The 21,675-nt window shown below is 63.9% G+C and carries 19 protein-coding genes; 9 read left to right on the top strand and 10 right to left on the bottom strand.

Translation table 11 applies throughout. The annotated features are described in order from the left end of the window. Position 1: 1 nt before the first annotated feature. Positions 2 to 649: a peptide-methionine (S)-S-oxide reductase MsrA gene (gene msrA / locus CNQ84_RS05265; RefSeq protein ID WP_096003864.1), complete on the top strand. Its 648-nt coding sequence runs from the start codon at positions 2 to 4 to the stop codon at positions 647 to 649. Between the two features lie 56 nt (positions 650 to 705). Here msrA and CNQ84_RS05260 read toward each other — a convergent pair whose 3' ends face one another. Further along, positions 706 to 2,202 carry an HDOD domain-containing protein gene (locus tag CNQ84_RS05260; protein WP_245841257.1) on the bottom strand — a complete coding sequence of 499 codons (1,497 nt, stop codon included), beginning with the start codon at positions 2,200 to 2,202 and terminating at the stop codon, positions 706 to 708. Positions 2,203 to 2,304: 102 nt separating this feature from the next. Here CNQ84_RS05260 and CNQ84_RS05255 point away from each other — a divergent pair, with 102 nt between their 5' ends. After that, positions 2,305 to 3,042 (top strand): helix-turn-helix domain-containing protein, encoded by a 738-nt coding sequence (locus CNQ84_RS05255; RefSeq protein WP_165771228.1) that lies wholly within the window; start codon positions 2,305 to 2,307, stop codon positions 3,040 to 3,042. Positions 3,043 to 3,133: 91 nt separating this feature from the next. Further along, a complete protein-coding gene (locus CNQ84_RS05250) occupies positions 3,134 to 3,991 on the top strand; it encodes a DMT family transporter (RefSeq protein ID WP_096004034.1) in 858 nt (285 codons plus the stop codon). Positions 3,992 to 4,020: 29 nt separating this feature from the next. Here CNQ84_RS05250 and CNQ84_RS05245 read toward each other — a convergent pair whose 3' ends face one another. From CNQ84_RS05245 to CNQ84_RS05230, 4 genes are read right to left on the bottom strand one after another with little or no spacing between them, the layout of a single operon-like run. Continuing rightward, the gene (locus tag CNQ84_RS05245; RefSeq protein WP_217350054.1) at positions 4,021 to 5,196 is read right to left on the bottom strand and encodes an AI-2E family transporter; all 1,176 of its coding nucleotides are present in this window, start codon (positions 5,194 to 5,196) and stop codon (positions 4,021 to 4,023) included. Further along, positions 5,193 to 5,465: a hypothetical protein gene (locus CNQ84_RS05240; RefSeq protein WP_096003862.1), complete on the bottom strand. Its 273-nt coding sequence runs from the start codon at positions 5,463 to 5,465 to the stop codon at positions 5,193 to 5,195. Before CNQ84_RS05240 ends, CNQ84_RS05245 begins: the two co-directional genes overlap by 4 nt. Next, on the bottom strand, positions 5,434 to 5,943 hold the full coding sequence (locus tag CNQ84_RS05235; RefSeq protein WP_096003861.1) for a hypothetical protein: 510 nt from the start codon (positions 5,941 to 5,943) through the stop codon (positions 5,434 to 5,436). The genes CNQ84_RS05240 and CNQ84_RS05235 overlap by 32 nt, the downstream gene beginning before the upstream one ends. After that, entirely contained in the window at positions 5,940 to 6,242 is a 303-nt protein-coding gene (locus CNQ84_RS05230) for a hypothetical protein (RefSeq protein ID WP_096003860.1), read from the bottom strand. The genes CNQ84_RS05235 and CNQ84_RS05230 overlap by 4 nt, the downstream gene beginning before the upstream one ends. Positions 6,243 to 6,486: 244 nt before the next feature. Here CNQ84_RS05230 and CNQ84_RS05225 point away from each other — a divergent pair, with 244 nt between their 5' ends. Next, positions 6,487 to 7,665 (top strand): saccharopine dehydrogenase family protein, encoded by a 1,179-nt coding sequence (locus CNQ84_RS05225; RefSeq protein ID WP_096003859.1) that lies wholly within the window; start codon positions 6,487 to 6,489, stop codon positions 7,663 to 7,665. 69 nt (positions 7,666 to 7,734) lie between these two features. Here the strand turns inward: CNQ84_RS05225 and CNQ84_RS05220 are convergent, their stop codons facing one another. From CNQ84_RS05220 to CNQ84_RS05200, 5 genes are all read right to left on the bottom strand, one after another. Beyond that, complete coding sequence (locus CNQ84_RS05220) at positions 7,735 to 8,577, bottom strand: 23S rRNA (adenine(2030)-N(6))-methyltransferase RlmJ (protein ID WP_096003858.1); 843 nt, start codon at positions 8,575 to 8,577, stop codon at positions 7,735 to 7,737. A 57-nt stretch (positions 8,578 to 8,634) separates the two neighbouring features. Continuing rightward, complete coding sequence (locus tag CNQ84_RS05215) at positions 8,635 to 9,315, bottom strand: Fe2+-dependent dioxygenase (protein ID WP_096003857.1); 681 nt, start codon at positions 9,313 to 9,315, stop codon at positions 8,635 to 8,637. Positions 9,316 to 9,494: 179 nt separating this feature from the next. Next, positions 9,495 to 11,789 (bottom strand): catecholate siderophore receptor Fiu, encoded by a 2,295-nt coding sequence (locus CNQ84_RS05210; protein ID WP_096003856.1) that lies wholly within the window; start codon positions 11,787 to 11,789, stop codon positions 9,495 to 9,497. 283 nt (positions 11,790 to 12,072) lie between these two features. Beyond that, positions 12,073 to 13,872 (bottom strand): type IV pilus assembly ATPase TfpB, encoded by a 1,800-nt coding sequence (gene tfpB, locus CNQ84_RS05205; protein WP_096003855.1) that lies wholly within the window; start codon positions 13,870 to 13,872, stop codon positions 12,073 to 12,075. Between the two features lie 32 nt (positions 13,873 to 13,904). Next, the gene (locus CNQ84_RS05200; protein WP_096003854.1) at positions 13,905 to 15,308 is read right to left on the bottom strand and encodes a CYTH domain-containing protein; all 1,404 of its coding nucleotides are present in this window, start codon (positions 15,306 to 15,308) and stop codon (positions 13,905 to 13,907) included. A gap of 127 nt (positions 15,309 to 15,435) precedes the next feature. Here CNQ84_RS05200 and CNQ84_RS05195 point away from each other — a divergent pair, with 127 nt between their 5' ends. From CNQ84_RS05195 to CNQ84_RS05170, 5 genes are all read left to right on the top strand, one after another. Next, on the top strand, positions 15,436 to 16,113 hold the full coding sequence (locus CNQ84_RS05195) for a TIGR00153 family protein (protein ID WP_096003853.1): 678 nt from the start codon (positions 15,436 to 15,438) through the stop codon (positions 16,111 to 16,113). 87 nt (positions 16,114 to 16,200) lie between these two features. After that, positions 16,201 to 17,460 (top strand): inorganic phosphate transporter, encoded by a 1,260-nt coding sequence (locus CNQ84_RS05190; protein ID WP_096003852.1) that lies wholly within the window; start codon positions 16,201 to 16,203, stop codon positions 17,458 to 17,460. 88 nt (positions 17,461 to 17,548) lie between these two features. Continuing rightward, entirely contained in the window at positions 17,549 to 18,697 is a 1,149-nt protein-coding gene (argE, locus tag CNQ84_RS05185) for an acetylornithine deacetylase (RefSeq protein WP_096003851.1), read from the top strand. A 60-nt stretch (positions 18,698 to 18,757) separates the two neighbouring features. After that, positions 18,758 to 20,041, top strand: a complete 1,284-nt coding sequence (argA, locus tag CNQ84_RS05180) for an amino-acid N-acetyltransferase (RefSeq protein ID WP_096003850.1) — start codon at positions 18,758 to 18,760, stop codon at positions 20,039 to 20,041. Positions 20,042 to 20,314: 273 nt separating this feature from the next. Continuing rightward, complete coding sequence (locus CNQ84_RS05170) at positions 20,315 to 21,619, top strand: OprD family porin (RefSeq protein WP_096003849.1); 1,305 nt, start codon at positions 20,315 to 20,317, stop codon at positions 21,617 to 21,619. The last annotated feature ends 56 nt before the right edge of the window (positions 21,620 to 21,675 follow it).

Genomic DNA, 21,675 nt, shown 5'->3' with positions numbered 1-21,675 from the left:
GATGTTTTTCCAACGCATCCCCGAACACAAGCTGCGTCTGCCCACGGCAGAAGAAGCCCTGCCCGGCCGCGACACGCCGCTTGCCACTAACCAAACCCATCACAGCGTGCTGAAAACGCCGCTGCACGGCCCCTTTCCCGAGGGCATGCAGCAGATCATCTTCGGCATGGGCTGCTTCTGGGGCGCTGAACGGCGTTTCTGGCAGGTGCCCGGCGTCTATACCACCGCCGTGGGTTACTGCGCCGGCCTGACGCCCAACCCCACCTACGAGGAAGTGTGCAGCGGCAAGACCGGGCACAACGAGGTGGTGCTGGTGGTATTCGACCCGCATGAGGTGCCCTTGCAGCAACTGCTCAAGGTGTTCTGGGAGTCCCATGATCCCACCCAAGGCATGCGCCAGGGCAACGACCAGGGCACCCAGTACCGCTCCGGCATTTACGTCAGCGACCTGTCGCAACGCGCCTTTGCCGAGGCCAGTCGAGCCACTTTTGCCGATGCCCTGCAACAGGCAGGCAAGGCCGAGATCACGACCGAGATACAGCCGGCGCCGACCTTCTACTACGCCGAGGATTACCACCAGCAGTACCTCGCCAAGAACCCCAACGGCTACTGCGGACTGGGCGGCACCGGCGTCTGCCTGCCGGGCTGAAGCAAGGGAAGCACCGAACAATTCCACTCGCAGGCGCGGAGTGAATCAGTGCTGGCTTAGCGCTGACTCAGACGTTGCAGACACTGCCCGGTCAGTTCGGCCATACGGGCAAAGGCCGCCAGCTGGGGCTGCGCCAGTTCGCGGCCCGACAGGCGCATATCGCCATACAACACACCCACCCGGCGGCTGCCGGCCACCACGGGCGCGATCACCAAAGGGCCGCTGCCAACCAGCGCCACCACCTCCTTTGTCAGCAACGCAGTCAGCGCACCCTGCTCGGCGCCGCCCAGCAGCAAGCAGTCACGCTGCTCAAGGGCGTGGGAGAATACATTTGGTTGACCACTGCAGGGCAGCACAAAGGTGTCACGCCAGCGCTGCGTCCCCTTGCCGATGGCGGCCCTGACCCGAAACTGGGTTTTCTGCTCGGCCAGCACCATCAAGGCCACGCGCTCGATACCGGCACCCCGGTGCAGCCCCTGCATGAGGGTATTGAGGATGGTGTCGACGTCCATGGCCGCCCGCACCATCAATTTCAGGTGGTCGACCGACAGCTTGAATAGCTCCAGATTAGGCTGCTGCAGGGGCTCCGGCTCGGGCTCCGGGGCTCGCTCAGACGGCGTTTGCTCAGGCTCAGGAAGCACCTCCATCTGCAGCAGTGCGGACAGATCCAACGGCAGGTCGTCGGCACGCGGAATCCACTGCTGCAGGTCGGCGTTGGAACAATGACCGGCCACGCGCACGGCCTCCTGACCACTGCTGACCAGCTGCTGCCAGGCATGCTCGGCATCGGTGCCGATCAGCTCGGCGACCGGCTCGATCAGTGCCTGCACCGAGGCATCAGTCCAGCCAGCGCTGGCCACTCGCCCCGCCAGCTCACTACCCAGGGCAACCGCTCTGGCCGCCGGACCGTCGCTGGTGCGGCTGGCCTGCACCAGTTGGCCGATCTCGCCCATGTTCCAGGTCTTCAGCAGGCCCACCGTCAATTGCTCGAAGGTGACACCCAGCTCGCGGCGCAGGACCTTTTCCGGCTCGGCACCGAGTTCTGCCAACGCGGCGGCCAGGCGATCGCCCTGCTTGCCCGCGTGGCTCCAGAACGCCAGCTCACCGATATGGCTCAGCAGCGTGGCGATAAACACCTCCTCCTGCTGCCGCTGGTCCAGATACTGGGCCAGGTTGCGGGCCTGCACCGCACCATGAAACGAGCGCGCCAGCAACGCCTGCAGCTGCTCACGGGGCGACTGTGTCAGCAAACCGTCGAGCAGGCTGACCGAAAGCCCGATCATGCGCACCTGATCAAAGCCCACCACCACCACAGCCCGCGACAGGGTCTTGATCACCTCGCGCCCCGGGTTGCAGTAGACACTGTTACTGACCCGCAGCACCTTGGTGGCCAATGCGGCATCGCGCATCAGCACCTCGGTCAACTGCCCGACCGACGCGGTTTCGGACTGCGCCAGACGCAGCAAGTCATGCACCACCACCGCCATGGCCGGCAGCTCGGATCGATTGAGCTGATCCATCCAGGCCCGCAGCCCGAAGATTTTGTTGTCCAACGTCTTATCTCCACTTATCTAGTGGCACTATAGCATCAGCCAGAGACACGCTCGCAGCACGCTGAAAAATCCCTGTCTGGCAGATACAATGGCCGCATGCCCATGACTCGACTCGACATTCACCATTACCCTGACGCCAGCGCGGCGCACAGCCACGAGCTGCAGACGCAGCTGGTGTTTGGCCTGCAGGGCAGCCTGGAACTCGAGTACGGCGCAAGCGGTGGGCGCGTGCAACACGGCAGCGTGGCAATCATCGCGCCGGGCGAGCGTCATGCCTTTTTCAGCCCGGATCAGGGCCACTGTCTGGTGCTGGATATCGACAGCGACTCGCCGCTCGCCGGCCTTGAGCATGACCGCAGTCGCCAGCGTCGACTGCTGGAGGGCAACCAGCTACTGACCCTCAGTAGCGAACAGGGTGCCCTGGTGCGCAGCCTGGCCGGGCTGATCCGCAGCCAGCCCCACCTGGCCGACACCAGCGCCGCTCTGCTGGTCAGCACCCTGCTGGGTCAGCCAGCCGCGCCCAGCCGCCTGCCGCTGGTACGGTTGAATCGCTACATCGATGCGCACCTGGCGCACCCACTGGGCGTGCAGGACCTGGCCCGCGTTGCCGGCCTGTCGGCCTCTCGTCTCAACCACTGGTGCCTGCAGGAGCTGGGCTGCGCGCCGCTGGAATACGTGCGCCAGCGCCGCCTGCAGTATGCGCGCCAGCGGCTGCTGCACAGCGCCCTGCCCCTTTCGCGCATTGCCGCCGAGTGCGGCTATACCAGCCAGAGCGCCTTCAGCCAGGCATTTCGCCGGCACTGGCAGGTCTCGCCCAGCGCGCTGCGACGCCAGCAATAAGGCGACAATATTCAACACGCGCGCAACAGCCAGCGCGCGGCGGCAGCGCTAAGATGGCGCCTCACTCTGCCCCGAGAGCGCCATGACTGACCTGACCCACAACCGCGCCCTGCTGTTCATGCATATTGCCGCTCTGCTGTTCGGGCTGACCGGCATCTTTGGCAAGCTGGCCAGCACCTCACCCGACACCATTGTGCTGGGACGCGCCGTGTTCGCAGTCGGTGCACTAGTGCTGTTCGCCCTGTGGGCGCGCACCCCGCTGGCTGCCGGACTGAGCGGCAAGCGTCTGGCCAGCCTGCTGCTGTGCGGGGTATTTCTGGCGATCCACTGGCTGACCTTTTTCCACGCCATCAAGCTGTCGGGCGTTGGCATCGCCACCCTCGGCTTTGCCAGCTTCCCGGCCTTTGTGGTGGTACTGGAGGCGGTGTTCTGGCGGGAGAAGCCCAGCGCCTCAGACCTGCTGAAAGTGGCTTTGGTGTGCGCCGGCCTGCTGCTGATTCCGCCGCAGTTTGATCTGGCCGCCAGCAACACCACCGGCCTGCTGTGGGCGATCCTCTCGGGCTTCTGCTTTGCTGCCGTCTCGGTCGGCAACCGCCTGACCAGCGGCCACCTGCATCCGGTACAGATTGCTTGCTGGCAGAATCTGGTCGTGCTGGCGTGCGTATTGCCCTTCGGTGCCGGCGCGATGTGGCGGATGCCACCACTGGACTGGCTGTGGATCGGCCTGCTGGGGGTTCTGTGCACCGGTCTGGCGCATGTACTGTTCGTCTCCAGCCTGAGCGTGCTGAAGGCGCGGGTGGCCTCGCTGTTCTTCGCGCTCGAGCCGGTCTACGGCATTCTCATCGCCTGGTGGCTGTTTGCCGAGCAGCCCACCCTGCGCATGCTGCTGGGCGGCGCGCTGATTATCAGCGCCGTGCTGCTGGTGCAACGCGCGCCCAAGCCAGCCTGAGCGCCCCGTCGAATGCGTGTCAATAACGCCTAGATCGGGCTTTCGATCAGCTTGACCCAGTGCGGGAACAGCCGTAGCCGCGCCGCCGCGAGCTTCAGGCAGACCAATAGCGGCACGGCGATCAGTACACCGACCACACCCCACATCCAGCCCCAGAGAATCAGCCACAGCATCAGCACCAGCGGGTGCAAACGCATGTTGTGGCCCAGCACGGTCGGCGTGACAAACTGCGCCTCGACCAGATTGATGCAGAAATAAATCAGCGCGGGCAGCAGCGCCGCCAGCACCGGACCGTACTGCACCACGCCGGCCAGGCAGAGCACCCCCATACCAATGACCGGTCCGACGTACGGTGCGAAATTGAGCAACGCAACCATCACGCCCCACAGCAGCGCGTCTTCCACGCCCATGAAAAACAGCACACAGCCGGTCACCACACCCAGCAGCGTATTGATCACGCTGACCGTCAGGATGTAGCGCGACAGTTCATATTGCACCTGCTCCAGCAGGTCCGTCGCCGCCTGTTTGTCACGAATCTGCGGAAATACCCGAATAAAGGTGCTGTACAGGGTCGGCCCGAAGATCAGCATGAACAGTACCAGCACCAGAAAGGTGAAGAACTGCGCCAGTACCGCAGGGGTCGCGCCGAGCATCTGCACCATCAGCTCGACACCACCTTGCATCAGCCGGTCCGAGACGGCGCTGTCCCCCACCGGCGCGGGCGTCGGCGAGGGGGCGGAGCGTGGCTCCGGGTCATCACGAAACCAACCAAAAAAACGAAACCCGCTGTCCTTTTCCGGCTCGGTCACCGTGACAGGAGACTCGCTGACGGACAGTCTGCGACTGAACTCATCCAGCTCGTCGGTCAACTGCGCAGACAGCTCCGGAATGCGTTGAAACCACTTCTCCGCCGGCTCGGACAGCTGCATGCCCATCACCGTGAACGGCACGCCAATCGACGTCAGCAGCACCAGCGCCGACAGGGTCCGCGGGATGTGGAAACGCTTGAACAGCCCGACCAGCGGGCTCAGCAACAAGGCGAACAACGCCGCCACCAGCACCGGCAACAACAGCGTCTTGGCCAGGTACAGGGTGTACAGACAGGCCAGCGCCAGCAGCCAGTAGAGCGCCATCTGTACCGGCGGCATCTTGGCTCTGGGCCCGGTAATTTCTTCGATCTCGCTCGGCGGTGTCTGCTCGGTCACAGCACCAGCCCCAGGTTGCGCAGCAGCGGCAGCAGGCTCTGTGCCACCGGCAGCAGACGCACCCCGGTCAGGCCCATGCCCCAGGTCCGTCCCAACCCCAGGCGTTGCGTCGCCGCGCCGGCCAGGGCACCGCCACCTACCAGTAAAGCCGGATTAACCTGGCGCAACTGATGGCGCACCAGCGCGCCACTCAGCTCGACGATGTCCAGGCGCAGCGCCAACTGCTTGTCCAGTTGCTCAATCTCGTCGATCAGTTGCTTTCGCTTCATCATCTGCTCCCTGCATGAGTCGCTTCAGGTGGGCGCCCGTGCGGCGGAATCCCTGGGACCGTTGATAGATACCGATCTGCCTGGCCAGCAGCCCGGCGCACAGCAACTGCAGCGCCAGCGCGGTGAGTAGAGCAAGGCTGACCGACTGCGTGGCCTGCCATGCCCACCAGCCCAGCAGCGCACTGAGCAGCAACCAGGCGAACAACAGCAGCGGAATCAAAATCACACCCAGCAGCAACACACGTTTGGCGTCGCCCAGCGTCAGTTTCCACTCCAGGCGGAACAGACGCAGCAGCTCGCCGCTGGCCGAGGCAATCTGTTCCAACCAAGCGGCCGTCTGCTGCACCAGCGCCTCGCTGACAGCCTCCTGATCAGCTTGCTGTTCGGATTGCTGTTCGGATTGCTGTTCGGATTGCTGTTCGCCGGAAGCGGCGCCCTGAGGCTCCGCTTCCGGCTGATCGCGCGTCGGCTCAATCATTTGCGCGAGAGCAACTGCGACAGCACAAAGCCGGCCGCAAAGGCCAGGCTGATGGTTGCCAGTGGTTTCTCGCGAATGTAGGTGTTGGCCTGAGCGCCCAGTTCTTCGGCCTTCTCGCGCCCCTTGAGCAGATGTTCAAGGGCGTCGTGTCGCACTTCCAGCCCAGCGGCCTGAGCCGCGGAGGCAAAGTGGTCGCGCGCCTCCAGCAGCTTCTCATAGGCCTCACCGACCGCCACCTTGCTGGCGGCCAGCTCACTCTGCTTGTTCGTGGCGCTCTGCGGTGCCTTCTCTGCAGCCATGTCGATCTCCTTGCATTCGTTGTTTGTAGGCCGGTCAACGGCCATCAGTCCACTATAGGTGCCGCCCGTCATCGCTGCGGATTATTGGCCGCCATTCGCCCCGGAGAAACCGGCGCGAGCGCTCAACCCTGCCCCGCAATCTGTGCCAGACTAGCTTGAATATCAGGCACCCACACTGGCTGGGACTGGCTCGCATGACACAAAGTTCAGCCGCCACTCCCCGCCCACCAGGAGGACACCCCGCATGAGCAGTACGCCAGAGTTTGACATCATCGTCTACGGCGCCACCGGCTATACCGGCCGTCTGGTTGCAGAATACCTGAGCCAGGAGTATGCCGACGACAGCGGCCTGCGCTGGGCCATGGCGGGCCGCAGCCAGAGCAAGCTGGAAGCCGTTCGCGATGAAATCGGCGCCCCTGCCGGCACACCGCTGGTGGTTGCCGACACCGGCGACGCAGACAGCCTGCGCGCCATGGCCGAGCGTACCCGCGTGGTACTGACCACCGTTGGCCCCTACCAGTTGTACGGTTCTGACCTGGTGCGCATCTGCGCAGAAACCGGTACCGATTACGTCGACCTTTGCGGCGAGCCGGCGTGGATGCGTCAGATGATCGATGCCCATGGCGAGACCGCCAAGCAAAGCGGCGCGCGTATCGTCTTCTCCTGCGGTTTTGACTCCATTCCATTCGATCTGGGGGTCTACTTCCTGCAGCAGGCCGCGCAGGAGAAATTTGGCGCGGCGCTCTCCCGCGTCAAGGGCCGCGTGCGCAAGATGAAGGGCACCTTTTCCGGCGGCACTGCCGCCAGCCTGAAGGCCACCCTGGCGGCGGCCAAGGCCAACCCGGAAATCTACCAGTTGCTCGGCAACCCCTTTGCGCTCACGCCAGGCTTCACTGGCCCGGCCCAGCCGCCGGCGGCCAAGCCGGAGTTTGACGAGTCACTGGGCAGCTGGGCGGCGCCCTTCGTCATGGCGGCCATCAACACCCGCAACGTGCACCGCTCCAACGCGCTGCTGGGGCATGCTTACGGCAGCGATTTTGTCTACGACGAGATGATTTTGACCGGCCCGGGCGAACAGGGCGAAGCCATCGCCAAGGCAGTCACAGGCGACAAGTCACTGGCCGGCGACGACGCGCCCAAGCCGGGTGAAGGCCCGACCAAGGAGGAGCGTGAAAACGGCTTCTACGATGTACTGTTCATTGGTGAAGGCGCCGACGGCAAGACGCTGATGGCCAGCGTGGCGGGCAAACGCGATCCGGGTTACGGCTCGACCTCGCGCATGATTGCCGAAAGCGCCATCTGCCTGGTACGCGATGCCACCGATACCCAGGGCGGCATCTGGACGACCGCACCGGCCATGGGCGACAAGCTGATCAAGCGTCTGCAGGAACACGCCGGGCTGACCTTCCAGCTGGAGGGTTGATCGCACGGCAATCGTGGCGGGCACGGCATGTCGTGCCCCTCGACAATCCGGCGGCGGTGCGCCCTGACCTCAGGGCGCGCCAGCCAGCCAATCCATCCGCCAACTCCCGCCACCGGACTGCGCCAGCTCCCGGCTCAGCCACGGCAATATCTGCTCCAGCTCTTCCCAGATCGGCCACGGCGGGTTGATCAGCATCATGCCTGAGCCGTTCAGCCCCAATTGATTATCAGCCGGACGCACGTTCAGCTCGACTCGCAGCGCCTTGGGCGCGCCGCTATCGGCGATGCCTTGGTAGAAGTCCTTGAGCAGCCGCTGATCCTTGATCGGATACCAGATCGCAATCACCGTCTGACGCATGCGCGCGACTGCCTGCTCGACTGCAGCCACGCAGCGCTGCAGGTCGTCGGTCTTTTCAAAGGGAGGGTCCAGCAGCCAGAGCGCGCGTTTTTCCGCAACCGGCAGGAATGCCTTGGGCAGCTCGTAGCCATCGCGCTGATGCACCGCGATCTCCGGCTGCGGCGCAAAATACTGGCGCAGGGTATCGGCGTCCTCGGGGTGCAGTTCGCTGAGGATCATACGGTCCTGCTCGCGCAGCAACTCAGCCATGATCTGTGGCGAGCCCGGATACCAGCGCAGCTGTCCGTCCGGATTGTGCCGCGCTACCGCATCCCGGTAGTCAGCCAGCCACAGCGGCAGGTCATCGCGGGCCCAGAGCCGGCCAATACCCTCAACGTATTCACCGGTCTTGCCGGCGGCCTCGCCCTGCAGATCATAAAAGGCAGTACCGGCGTGGCTGTCCAGACAGCACAGCGGCGTCTGTTTGCGCTGCATCAGCACCAGCAACTGGCGCAACAGCGCGTGTTTGAACACGTCGGCGTGATTGCCGGCGTGATAACTGTGACGGTAGTTCATGGGGCGGCTCCGCGCGATCACTCAGCGTAAGCCGCGCATTCTAACAGGCCGCCGGCCTTATACCTCGGCCCATTGTCGCAGCAGATTATGGTAGTGCCCGGTCAGGGTCAGCACCTCGGGGCAGTCACCCAGCTTGCCGCGCAATTGCTGAATGGTGCTATCCAGCTCATACAGCTGCGAGCGCTGGGCATCAGAGCGCACCATGCTCTGGCTCCAGAATACGCTGCACACCCGCTCACCCCGGGTGACCGGCGTTACCTGATGCAAGCTGCTGGACGGATACAGAATCAAGTCACCCGCCGGCAGCTTGACCTCGTGAATGCCGTAGGTGTCCTGCACCTCCAGCTCGCCGCCGTCGTATTCCTCCGGCTCAGCCAGGAACAAGGTGGACGAGACATCGGTACGCAGGCTGAGCTGATTAAACGGCAGTTGTCGTACCGCGCCATCGACATGAAACCCGTAGTGCTCGCCCCCGCTGTAGACGCTGAACAGCGGCGGTACCGAGCGCAGCGGCAAGGCGGCGGCCATGAACAGTGGATGGGCGTACAGGCGCGTCAGGATGATCTCACCCAGTTCGCGCGCCACCGGCGAGTCTACCGGCAACTGGCGATTGCGCTTGACCACCGCGCCCTGCTGCCCGACCGTCGCGCGACCGTCCACCCAGTCGGCCGCCGCCAGGCGCTTGCGCACCTCAGCCACCTCGGCCTTGCTGAGAACTTCTGGAATATGTACCAACATAATGCGTTCACCTGCTGAGGGCCACGGTCACCGCCGGCGCTGCCCCTGCGAGCAACGGCACGGGCAATCAGTCCGGGCCGACGACTGAAAACAGCAGCACCCGCAGAGTGCGGGTGCCACCGGTAAAACACCACGGCAATGGCTGCGACCGAGCGCCGGGACAGGGCCCGGCACGCGGATCAGAAGCTCATGTCGGCGCTGAGCAGATAGGTCCGCGCCGCGCCGGGCGTGTAGCGATAGCCGCTCTTGTTGATCGCCGCCACGTACTCTTCGTCCGCCAGGTTATAGGCATTCAGACGCAGCGCCAGGTTATCCGATACCGGATAGGACACTACCGCGTCGAACACAGTGTAGGAGTCGGTGTGATCGGGCGTGCCCACGGCGCCGTCGCGGCCACGGGTGAGGCCCGCGGTGTAGCGCGCACCGCCGCCCACCGTCAGCCCAGACGGGAAGCGATAGGTGGTCCAGCTGGTAAAGGCGCTGTCAGGCGTGTAGGTCAGGTCGCTGGAGCCGCTGGCGGTGATCGCATCACCTTCAGTCACTTCGGTGTCCAGATACGTGTAGCCCGCCGACACGGCCCAGTTGGGGGTAATGTTGCCATTCATCCACAACTCAACGCCCTGCACGCGCTTCTCACCATCCTGTGTCGGGTTGCCCAGGTCATCCTCGCTCACCTCATTGAGCACGTCGGTGCGGAACACCGCGGCATTCAACGTCAGCGCGTCCGGAACCGCATCCCACTTGACGCCAACCTCGTAGGTGCGCGCTTCCTGCGGGTCCATGCTCGGGTTATTGGCGCTGGTGGCAGAGTCGCTCAGCTGGAAGTTGAGACCGCCCGGTGGCTGCTGGGACAGCGCGTAGTTGATGTACAGACTGGTCTGCGGCACCGGCTTGTAGACCGCGCCCAACTTCCAGTTGATCAGGGTGTCGCTGTCATCGGTGTCGATCGTATTGACGATACTGCCGGTCGGCAGCGTGCCGCAGGGCACGGCGCGACGCCCGGTGCCACCACAGATGGCATCGTTGCTGTACTCGGTTGAATAGTGATCGGCACGCACGCCGCCGGAGATCAGGAACTGCTCGCCAAACTTCAGAGTATCGAACACATACAACGAGTAGGTGTCGGTCGAGCCTTCACTGTTCGCACCGTTGCGCCCGTAGGTCAGGTCCCCGGTGTCATTCCAGTTCGGGTTGAACAGGTTGGCATCCGGGCGGCTGCCGGCAGAACTCACACCATAGCTGGTCTGCTCTTCGCGGGTCAGCTCGACGCCGGTCAGCAGATTGTGCTCGATAGTGCCCGTCTCGAAATCAACCCGCAGGTTCAGCTGATCGGTGAGGATGGTGTTCTCGATGTCCTTGAAGGTCGGCAGGCTGCGCGCCAGTGCGTAGGTGGAGAGGTCGTTGATGTCGGTGTAGGTGATGTTGGTACCGGTGCTCATAAAGGCGGTCAGCAGGTAGTCCTGCTTGGTCTCGCCCCAACGCACCACGTTGGTCAGCCGCACCCGCTCGGAAAAGTCGTGCTCCAGGCGGAAGGTCGCCATCTTGGCGGTCACGTCGTCGTGGTCCTGCTTGGTGCCGTAAAAATTCTCGCTGTCGACCGGGTTGCCCACCAGGTTTTCCAGTCCGGGCTGGGGGCTCCAGTGATCAATGCCCACGGTCGGCACATAGCCGTCGGGAATATTGTCCTGCTTGACGTACAACAGATTGAGATAGGCGCGGGTAGCGGTGTCCAGACCAAAGCCGAAGGAGGCCGCGACGCCGTTGCGGCTGTTGTTGACGTGGTCACGCCCTGCGACATCGCTGTCCTGCCACAACAGATTGAGGCGCACGGCGCTTCCCGGCAGGCCATCCAGGGTCTGGTTGAGATCCGCCGTTGCGCGTTTCTGACCGTCAGTTCCCACGGTGGTGCTGACCAGGTTGCTGTCGCGCAGATTGGCCTGCTTGGTGCTCAGGTTGATGGAGCCGGAAGGCGAACTGCGACCGCTGTCGGTGCCGGCCGGCCCCTTCTCGACTTCCACCTGCTCAATATTGAACAGATCACGCGAGATCGACCCGATATCCCGCACACCGTCGACAAAGATGCTGCCGGAGGTATCAAAGCCGCGCATGTAGATGGAGTCACCGGTGGTCGTGTTGCCATTCTCACCGGCGTAAAAGGTGCCCACCCCGGCGCTATTACGCAGGGCTTCAGTCAGGGTAGTGGCGCCCTGCTCGGTAAAGACCTGATTGGTGATGACCTGAATGGTCTGCGGGGTATCCAGCAGCGGCTGGGTAAATTTGGCGGAGCTGACCGAGTCGGCCCGGTAGGAGGAGGCTTCGCCCTCAATCTGGATGGCGTCCAGCTCCACTACATCAGTGGCTTCCTGCGCGATGGCAGTACCGGACAACAGCAACAGTGAAGAGACCGCAGTGGCGACCGGTTGCTGCAAACGATGCTTTCTGGCACGAATGAACGGCGACGTCGATTTTTGCATGGCTTAGCTACCCTTTCCTCTAGCATGTTCAGGAGTCAACATGCTCCTGATTTATAATCAGACGCGGATAGTAATGAGATAGATTCTCACCATCAAGCAATTTGTGAACAAATGTTTCGCCTTGAGGCCCCGCGGATCACGCAGAGCCCGGCCTAGAGCGGTCGAGCCCCGCAGCCAGCGTTAGCAAGAGGAATTAGCTGCCCTCGCCCCCGCCAGGACTTCATGCGGGGGCGACGACGCGCGGCCTACTCAACCGCGCCAGAAAGGCAGGTGGTGAAGCGGATCAGGTCTGCTGGCTCTGCGGCGTCACCCGCAACACCTCTTCGATGGTGGTGAGCCCGGCGCCCACTTTCTGCGCCCCTGACAGGCGCAGGCTGTGCATACCTTCCTTGTAGGCCTGACGGCGCAACTGGCCCAGGTCGGTGTCACCGTGAATCAGCGCTTTGATGCCATCGCTCAGCGGCATCAGCTCGTAGACACCGGCGCGGCCCCGGTAGCCGGTCTCACGGCATTCCAGACAGCCTTCGGCGTGCCGCGATTGCGTCGGCAGCGGCGCATTCCAGGGTTTGGTCAGCGCGGCCCAGGCCTCCTCATCGACCGGCGCCGGGGCGCGGCAATGCGGGCACAGCGTACGCACCAGACGCTGAGCCATGACACCGAGCACCGTGGCCTTGATCAGGTAGGGCGGCACGCCCAGCTCGATCAGACGACTGATGGCGCTGGGCGCATCATTGGTGTGCAGGGTTGAGAGCACCAGGTGACCGGTCAGCGCCGCCTGAATCGCCATCTCGGCGGTTTCCAGGTCACGGATCTCGCCCACCATGATGATGTCCGGGTCCTGCCGCATCAGCGCGCGTACACCACTGGCAAAGTTGAGCTCGATATTGTGCTGCACCTGCATCTGGTTGAAGCTGTCCTCGACCATCTCGATCGGGTCTTCAATGGTGCAGACATTCACCTCGGGCGTGGCCAGTTGCTTCAGCGTGGTGTACAGCGTGGTGGTCTTGCCGGAACCGGTTGGCCCGGTCACCAGCACGATACCATTGGGCTGGCTGACCATCTGCTGCCAACGGCGCTGATCCTCGCCGGAAAAACCCAGCTGATCAAAGGTGCGCAGCAGCACGTCCGGGTCGAAGATCCGCATCACCATCTTCTCGCCAAAGGCCGTGGGCAGCGTCGACAGACGTAGCTCCACCTCGTTGCCCTTGGGCGTACGGGTCTTGATGCGGCCATCCTGCGGCTTGCGCTTTTCAGCCACGTTCATCCGGCCCAGGCTTTTCAGCCGGCTGACCACCGCCACGGTGACCTGCAACGGGAACTGATACACCGTGTGCAGCACACCATCGATGCGCAGGCGCACGCTGCCGGTTTCGCGGCGCGGCTCGATATGGATATCACTGGCGCGCTGCTCAAAGGCGTACTGGAACAACCAGTCGACAATGTTGACCACGTGGGCATCGTTGGCGTCCGGCTCCTGACTCATGCTGCCCAGGTTGAGCAACTGCTCGAAGTTGCCGACACCCCTGCTCTTCTGATCGGTGGCGTTGGCACCGGTCACCGAGCGGGCCAGACGGTAGAACTCTACCGAATAGCGTTGCAGGTCTTCCGGATTGGCAACCACGCGGCGGATATCGCGTTTGAGCACATGCTGCAGATTGGCTTCCCAGCCATGTACAAAAGGCTGGGCGCTGGCGATGGTCACCTCGCGATCATTGACCTCGACCGCCAGAATCCGGTGGCGCTGGGCAAAGGCGAAGGACATCAACGGCGTCAGCGCCGTGACATTGATCTTCAGCGGGTCGATACGGAAAAACGGCTGGCCGCTCTCGCTCGCGAGCCAGCGGCTGAGGGTATCGAGATCCAGCTTCTTGCCCGGCCGAGCCTGATCCTCGACATCCTGCGCGGCAATGAACTGCAGCGGGTGCAGCTTGGCAGTGTCGCCCACGGCGGCGCGGCGCAGGCTGACCAGGTGATCAGCGCTGTCCTGGCTCAGCCGCCCTTGGGCAACCAGTGTGTTCAAAAAATCGCCCAGGTCCAGTGGTCGATCACTGCCCGGGATCGCCAGGTCGGCCAGTGTCTTCATCGGTCTCTCCCTTTACTCAGATAGGACTCAGCTCAGCCGTTGAGCGCGCGCCAGCCGTTCAGCCGGCGCACGCGCACACCCTGCTTGCGCAGCGCATCCAGCAGCAGCTCGCGCTGCTCCTCGGCGACCTGCGGATACTGCTCCAGCAGTGCCTGCAACTTGTTCAGTTCACCAAACAGCCGGTCCGGTTCAGGCACCTGTACAAAGGCGCGGAAGTGCCCCAGCAACAACTGGAGGCGCCCCAGACGCGGCAACTGATCCAGCCATTCGCTGACCCGGTGCTCCGGGTCATTGTTGTGCGGTACCCGCAGCTCCTGGATCTCTTTGCCACAGGCCGCCAGCAGCCAGCGCTCCAGCGGCAGGGCCGCAATCTTGTCGCCACGCGGCGGCCGATTCAGCGTCCAGCGCTGCTCCAGCAACCACAGCGCCAGCTCGACAAACAGCGCCCCCCAGGCCGTTCCGCCCAGCTGTTGGTCGAACACCGATTCAGCCTCGCGGCGCGCCGCCTCACCGTCGGCGTCGTCCGCCCAGCCAGCCAGCACCAGCGGCTGAAAGGCCGCCAGCAGCGCATCCAGCGGTGCCACGAAGGGGCTGGCTGCCGAGCGCGGCAACGCCAGGTCAAATACGCCGAAGCAGGCCCGCAGCTGGGCCATGGCGGTCGTCAACTCGCGGAACAGCTTCCATTGGCGCGCATAACGATACTGCTCGGCCAGACGCTGCACCCGACCCAGCAGCTGGCCAACCAGCTCGGCAATCACCTGATCAACAGGCGTGTCGGCCTGCCAGCGGGGTTGCTCCAGTCGCAGGCTGAAACTGCCGGCATCAAACAGGCGGTAACCGCGCTCAGCCTTGGAAATGTCGCAGGGCATGAGCGGCAGTTCGCGAGCCAGCTCCAGGGCCAGCTCCAGCAGGGCAACCGCTGGCCCCTGCCTGACTTCCAGTTCCAGTTCGCTGATCGGCTCGGCAGCGCCGTCGGTACGAACCTCGCCACTGTCCAGCGCCGCTTCCACCTCGACCAGCTCGCCGTCGCGCTCCCAGCGCAGCAGTGCACGGGTGCGCTCAAAGTCCGTGGTAAACAGCGGTTGCAGTTGCTGCTTGTCCAGCTCCGCCAGACTGGCCGGCCAGCAGCTGTCATCCAGCAGCGCCAGATCCAGGGCGTCGGTCTTCAGATACCAATCCCACTCGTTGCGCTCGGACAGCCCGGCCACGCTCTGGCCTCGGCTTTTCAGCGTCTGGATGTGGGTATCGCCGTCGCGGCGCAGGCGCAAAGCCACCCGAGCGGCGCTCAGGTCCCGCGCAGCGGTGTCGAAGTACTGGTTGTAAAGGGTACTGCGCTGCCAGTCGCTGGCGCGGCGTTCATTCAGCAGCGGGTGTTGCTGCAGCGCTGCAAGCGTGTCGGCGCTGGCGCGCAGCTTGATTTCGGTTTCCTTGACCATGTGCGATTCTCTAACGGCTCGCTGGCGGTGAAAGCCAGCGCGCAAAAATGTTCATTTCGTTTCAATCTGATGACGGCTGCAAGCTCAGCACCTATACTCTGCGGCCTCAATTCCAGCGGGAGGCGTCATGCCAAACAATCCGTTCCTCACCCTGTTCGGTCGTTCGCCGATTGGCCCCATGCAGCAGCACATCGCCAAGGCCCACGAGTGCGCAGCGCAGTTGCTGCCCTTTATCGAAGCGCTGCAGGCCGAGGACTGGGCCGAAGCCGCACGACTGCAGCAGCAGATTGCCCAGCTTGAGCGCGATGCCGACAAACTCAAGAAAGACGTGCGTGTGCATCTGCCCAAGAGTCTGTTCCTGCCTGTGCCGCGCTCAGACCTGCTGGAGCTGCTCAGTGTACAGGACAAAGTCGCCAACCGCGCCAAGGATATCGCCGGCCTGATGCTGGGTCGGCGCATGGTCATTCCCGAGCCGCTGTTCCCCGCTTTCAAGGCGTTCGTTGCCCGCTCCATTGACGCTGCAGCCCAGGCGCTGACGGCGATGAACGAGCTGGACGAGCTGCTGGAGACCGGCTTTGCCGGCCGCGAAGTCACCCTGGTCGAACGCCTGATCGAAGAGCTCGATCGCATCGAGCACGACACCGACAACATGCAGATCAGCCTGCGCTCAGAGCTGTATCTGCTGGAGAAGGGTCTGCCGCCAGTGGACGTGATGTTCCTGTACCAGATCATCGAATGGATTGGCGATGTTGCCGACCGCGCACAACGCGTGGGCAACCGCTTGGAACTGCTGATGGCTCGCTAGGACAGCGAATACCCGGCCATCAGCACGCATGCCGGCGCACACCCAGAAACGCCGGCGGCCCATGCACCCGTATAGAGAATGTGACATATGACCCTGATTGCGGAATACGGCACCATACTGCTGATTCTTGCCTGCCTGTTCGGCTTTTTCATGGCCTGGGGCGTCGGCGCCAACGACGTTGCCAACGCCATGGGCACCTCGGTAGGCTCGCGCGCGCTGACCATCAAACAGGCGATCGTCGTCGCCATGGTATTCGAGTTCCTGGGCGCCTATCTGGCCGGCGGCTCGGTGACCCAGACCATCCGCAGCGGCATTGTCGATGCCGAAGCCATCAGCCCGGACCAGATGGTCCTGGGCATGCTGGCCGCCCTGCTCGCCGCCGGCACCTGGCTGCTGGTCGCCTCCATCAAGGGCTGGCCGGTCTCGACCACCCACTCGATCATCGGCGCGGTCATCGGCTTTGGCGCGGTTGGCGTGTCGATGGACGCCGTGCACTGGGATGGCGTCGTGCCGATTGCCGCCAGCTGGGTCATCTCGCCGCTGCTGTCCGGCATCGTCGCCTTCATGATCTTCATCAGCGTACACAAGCTGATCCTCGACACCGATGACCCCTTCGCCAACGCCAAGCGCTACGTCCCCTTCTACATGTTTGCCGTCGGCTTTGTGGTCACCATTCTGACCCTGACCAAGGGCCTCAAGCACATCGGCCTGGAACTCAACGGCTGGGAAAGCCTGGGCCTTGCCCTGCTGGCGGGTATCGCGGTGTCGACCCTTGGCGTCGGCCTGCTCAGCCGCATCAAGGCCGATCCGGAGGCGGACCGCAGCTTTCATTTTGCCAGCGTGGAAAAGGTCTTCGCGGTGCTGATGATCTTCACCGCCTGTGCCATGGCTTTCGCGCACGGTTCCAACGATGTAGCCAACGCCGTCGGCCCGCTGGCCGCCATTGTCGGCGTACTGCACTCGGGCGGTGACATCGTCGCCAAGTCGGTGGTCCCAGGCTGGGTACTGCTGCTCGGTGCCGTGGGTATCGTGGTCGGTCTGGCCACCTACGGCTACCGGGTGATCGCCACCATCGGCAAGCACATCACCGAACTGACCCCCAGCCGCGGCTTTGCCGCCGAACTGGCCACGGCTACCACCGTGGTCGGTGCCTCCAGCATCGGCCTGCCGATCTCCACGACCCACACCCTGGTTGGCGCCGTACTGGGCGTCGGTCTGGCCCGCGGTATCGGTGCACTGAACCTACGCGTGGTCGGCACCATCTTTACCTCCTGGGTGGTTACCCTGCCGGCCGGTGCCTTCCTGGCCATCATCTACTTCTTCACGCTTACCAGCATTTTCGGCTGACGGCGCCGCGCCTGGCGCGTAAGCTCAAGAGACCTTTACTGCCTGCCCGCCGCCTTCCGGCGGGCAGGCTCCGGTCCACGGAGTTGCCATGTCACTGCCGACGCTGAAGGCGCAATTCGACGCGCTGCTCAAGCTACCCTCCATCAGCTGTACCCAGCCAGCACTCGACCAGTCCAATCTGGCCGTCATCGAGCAGCTCGCCAGCTGGTTCGAGACGCTGGGATTCAGTTGCCGCATCCAGCCCATCGCCGGCCAGGACGGCAAGGCCAACCTGATTGCCACACTGGGCAGCGGACCGGGCGGGCTGGTGTTCGCCGGCCACACCGATACCGTGCCCTGCAACCCGGAACGCTGGCAGCACGACCCCTTTGCCCTGACCGAGACCGACAACCGCTGGTACGGCCTGGGTAGCTGCGACATGAAGGGCTTCTTCCCGCTGATTATCGAAGCGGTAAAAGCCTACGCCGAGCAGCCCTTCAAGCAGCCGCTGATCATCCTCGCGACGGCCGACGAGGAATGCTCCATGAGCGGTGCTCGGGCGCTGGTCGAGGCGGACTTGCTGGGGGCCCGCCACGCGGTCATCGGCGAACCGACCGGCATGCGGCCAATACGCCTGCACAAGGGCATTCTGATGGAGCGCATCGACATCGTCGGGCAGGCCGGACACTCCTCCGACCCGAGCCTGGGGCACAGTGCCATGGAGGCGATGCACGCCGTGATCGGTGATCTGCTGCAACTGCGCAGCGACTGGCAAAAGCGCTGGAACAACCCACTGTTCGGCGTGCCAACGCCCACACTGAATCTGGGCTGCATACACGGGGGTGATAATCCCAACCGCATCTGCGCCAAATGCGCGCTGGAGTTTGATATTCGCCCGCTGCCCGGCATGGCCAGCGACGCCCTGCGCGAGGCCATCCGCGAACGCCTGGCGCCCATTGCCGCCGAGCACCAGGTGCAGATCGACTATCGTCCATTGTTCCCGGGCGTGCCGGCCTTCGAAACCCCGGAAAACGCGCCCATCGTGCAGGCCTGCGAAGCCCTCACCGGCTACCGCGCCGACGCCGTGGCCTTTGCCACCGAAGGCCCCTATCTCAACCAGCTGGGGGCGCAGACGCTGATCCTCGGCCCCGGCGACATTGCCCAGGCACACCAGCCAGACGAATTTCTGGCCATGGACCGTCTGCAACCCACAATCGACCTGCTGCAAGGGCTGATCCGCCGATTCTGTCTGCAGTAAGCGGCTTGCCGCCAGCGTTGCAAACACCGTTAAATAGCTCTCTTTTCTGGAACACCGCGCATGCTCGACTACGTCAACTGGTTCCGCCACTCGACGCCCTATATCAACCAGCACCGGGACTGCACCTTCGTCCTGATGCTGCCGGGCGAGGCCATGATCCACGCCAACTTCAGCAATATCATCCACGACATCATGCTGCTCAGCAGCCTGGGCGTGCGTCTGGTGCTGGTGCACGGCTCACGACCGCAGATCGAGGAGCGACTGGCCGCACGCGGTGTGCAGTCACGCTATCACAACGATCTGCGGGTGACTGACCTGGATACCCTGGGTTGCGTGATCGACGCCGTCGGCAGTCTGCGCATCGCTATCGAGGCCCGGCTCTGCACCCAGCAGTCCGGCAGCCGCCTGCGCGTGGTCGGCGGCAACCTGGTCACCGCCAAACCCATCGGCGTGGTTGACGGGGTGGACTTCCATCACACCGGCGAGGTGCGCCGCATCGACCGCAAGGCGATTACCCGGCATCTGGACGACGACGACATCGTCCTGCTCTCCAGCCTCGGCTACTCGCCGACCGGCGAGGCCTTCAATCTGGCAGCCGAGGATGTCGCCACCAGCGTGGCCGTAGCCCTGGGGGCGGACAAGCTAATCCTGTTTGGCGAGGACACCGGCATCCGTGACGAGCGGGGTGAGCTGCTGCGCGAGCTGAAACCGACCCGCGCCGCACCATTGCTGGCCAAACTCGGCACCAGCCAGGCCGGCTGTCTGCTGCAGGCAGCCTGCAAGGCCTGCAATGCCGGGCTGCGGCGCAGTCATATCGTCAGCTTCGCCGAGGACGGCGCCCTGCTGACCGAGCTATTCACCCGTGACGGCGGCGGCACACTGGTCAGCCAGGAGGCCTTCGAGCAGATTCGCGGCGCCAGCATCGACGATGTTGGCGGGCTGCTGGAATTACTGCGGCCGCTGGAGGAAGCCGGCATCCTGGTACGCCGTTCTCGCGAGGTGCTGGAAACCGAAATCAGCCAATTCACCCTGATCGAGCGCGACGGTCGCATCATCGGCTGCGCTGCGCTGTATCCACTGGAAGGCTCCAGCTCGGCGGAACTGGCCTGCGTAGCGATCGACCCGACCTACCGCCAGGGTGGCCGCGGCGATCAGCTCCTGCAGCACATCGAAAGCCAGGCACGCAGCCTGAAGATCGACACCCTGTTCGTGCTCACCACCCGCACCGCCCACTGGTTCCGCGAGCGCGGCTTTGAACCCAGCAGCGTAGAACGGCTGCCGGCCAAGCGCGCAGCGCTCTACAACTTCCAGCGGAACTCCAAGGTTTTCGAGAAAAAGTTATAAGTAAATAACTTTCTATTTCTTCTGGCTTAAAAATATTTCAATTATGTTACCGGCGCCATCTCCACCGAGATGGCGCCCATTCGCGCCTGCCTCACCGCTGACGCGGGCGCCCCACCCTGCGCGCGGCTGAGCTGATCCAGGCAGCCACCCCAGGGCATACGCCTGCGCCGACCGCCTGTGAAGCAGTTGCCGCACGACGCCAGCGCATCCCCCGCCGCCCGTCCAGCCGCCCCAGCGAACCGCTTGCCACTCTTGTTCATCGGAGCAGACACCATGCGTTACACACCCATTGCCGGCGCCATGGCCGCCAGCCTTCTTGGCCTCGTCCAGCCAGCCCTCGCCGGAGGCTTTGTCGAGGACAGCAAAGCCACCCTCAACACGCGCAATTTCTACATCAATCAGGACAACCGCAGCGGCGATGCCGCCCCCTCCTACGCAGAAGAATGGGGCCAGGGCTTCCTGCTGAACTTCCAGTCCGGTTACACCGACGGCCCTGTCGGCGTCGGCCTCGATGCCCTGGCGCAACTGGTTATCCGTCTGGACTCGGGTGGCCGCACCACCAAGGCTGGCCGTAGCCGCAACCCGGGCAGCGTGTTCCCGCTGGACAGCGATGGCAGCGCCGTCAACGAATTCAGCCGCATCGACTTTGCCGCCAAGGCACGTGTGGCCGACACCGAGCTGCGCTACGGCGTACTGCAGCCCAAACTGCCGGTACTGACCTACAACGACGGCCGCCTGCTGCCACAGACCTTCCGCGGCACTCAGCTGACCTCCAGCGATATCGACGGCCTGACGCTGACCTTCGGTGAAATCCGCGAGGCCAGCGGCCGTATTTCCAGCGACTACGACGACCTGCGCATAGCCGGTGGCACTGAGCGCGTTGACCGCTTCCGCTACGCCGGCGGTGACTACGCGCTGACCGACAACCTGACTACGTCCTACTACTTCGCCGAGTTGAAGGATTACTACCGCCAGCACTACCTGGGCGCAGTGCACAATCTCGCGCTGGGTGACGGCAAGCTGACCACCGACCTGCGCTACTTCGACAGCAACGCCTACGGGGCCAACGACGACCAACGCGCAGGCTACGGTGCCAGCGGCTTCAACAACAACGGCAAAGTTGATAACCAGGCAGCCAGCGCGCTGTTCACCGTCAGCCAGAGCGGCCACAGCCTGGGGCTGGGCTATCAGCACCTGAGCGGCACCAGCCACTTCCCGTTCATCAACAACGGTGACGGTGCCAGCGCCTACCTGATCACCGACTCGCAGATCGGCAAGTTCCAGCGCGCCGGCGAGCGCACCTGGCTGGCCCGCTATGGTTACGACTTCGCCGGCGTTGGCCTGCCCGGCCTGAAAACCACCGCCGCCTACCTGCGCGGCACCGACGTGGACAGCGCCGTTGCCGGCGCGGACAGCGAGTGGGAGCGCGACCTGCGCGTGGACTACAAGGTGCAGAGCGGCTACCTAAAGGACCTCGGTATCTCCCTGCGCCACGCCAGCCTGCGCAGCAACGTGGTCGGGCAGCGCGATATCGACGAAGTACGCGCAATCCTCAGCTACCGCTTCGTACTGCGCTGAGCCCAACCGAGGCTGGCGTCCAGCCAGCCTCGCCTCCCTCGAACACGCATTGGCCT

The organism is Pseudomonas abyssi, from assembly GCF_002307495.1.
GTDB classification, from domain to species: domain Bacteria; phylum Pseudomonadota; class Gammaproteobacteria; order Pseudomonadales; family Pseudomonadaceae; genus Halopseudomonas; species Halopseudomonas abyssi.
The sequence above is the reverse complement of the archived record's forward strand: the minus strand, read 5'-3'. Positions and strand labels throughout refer to the sequence as shown.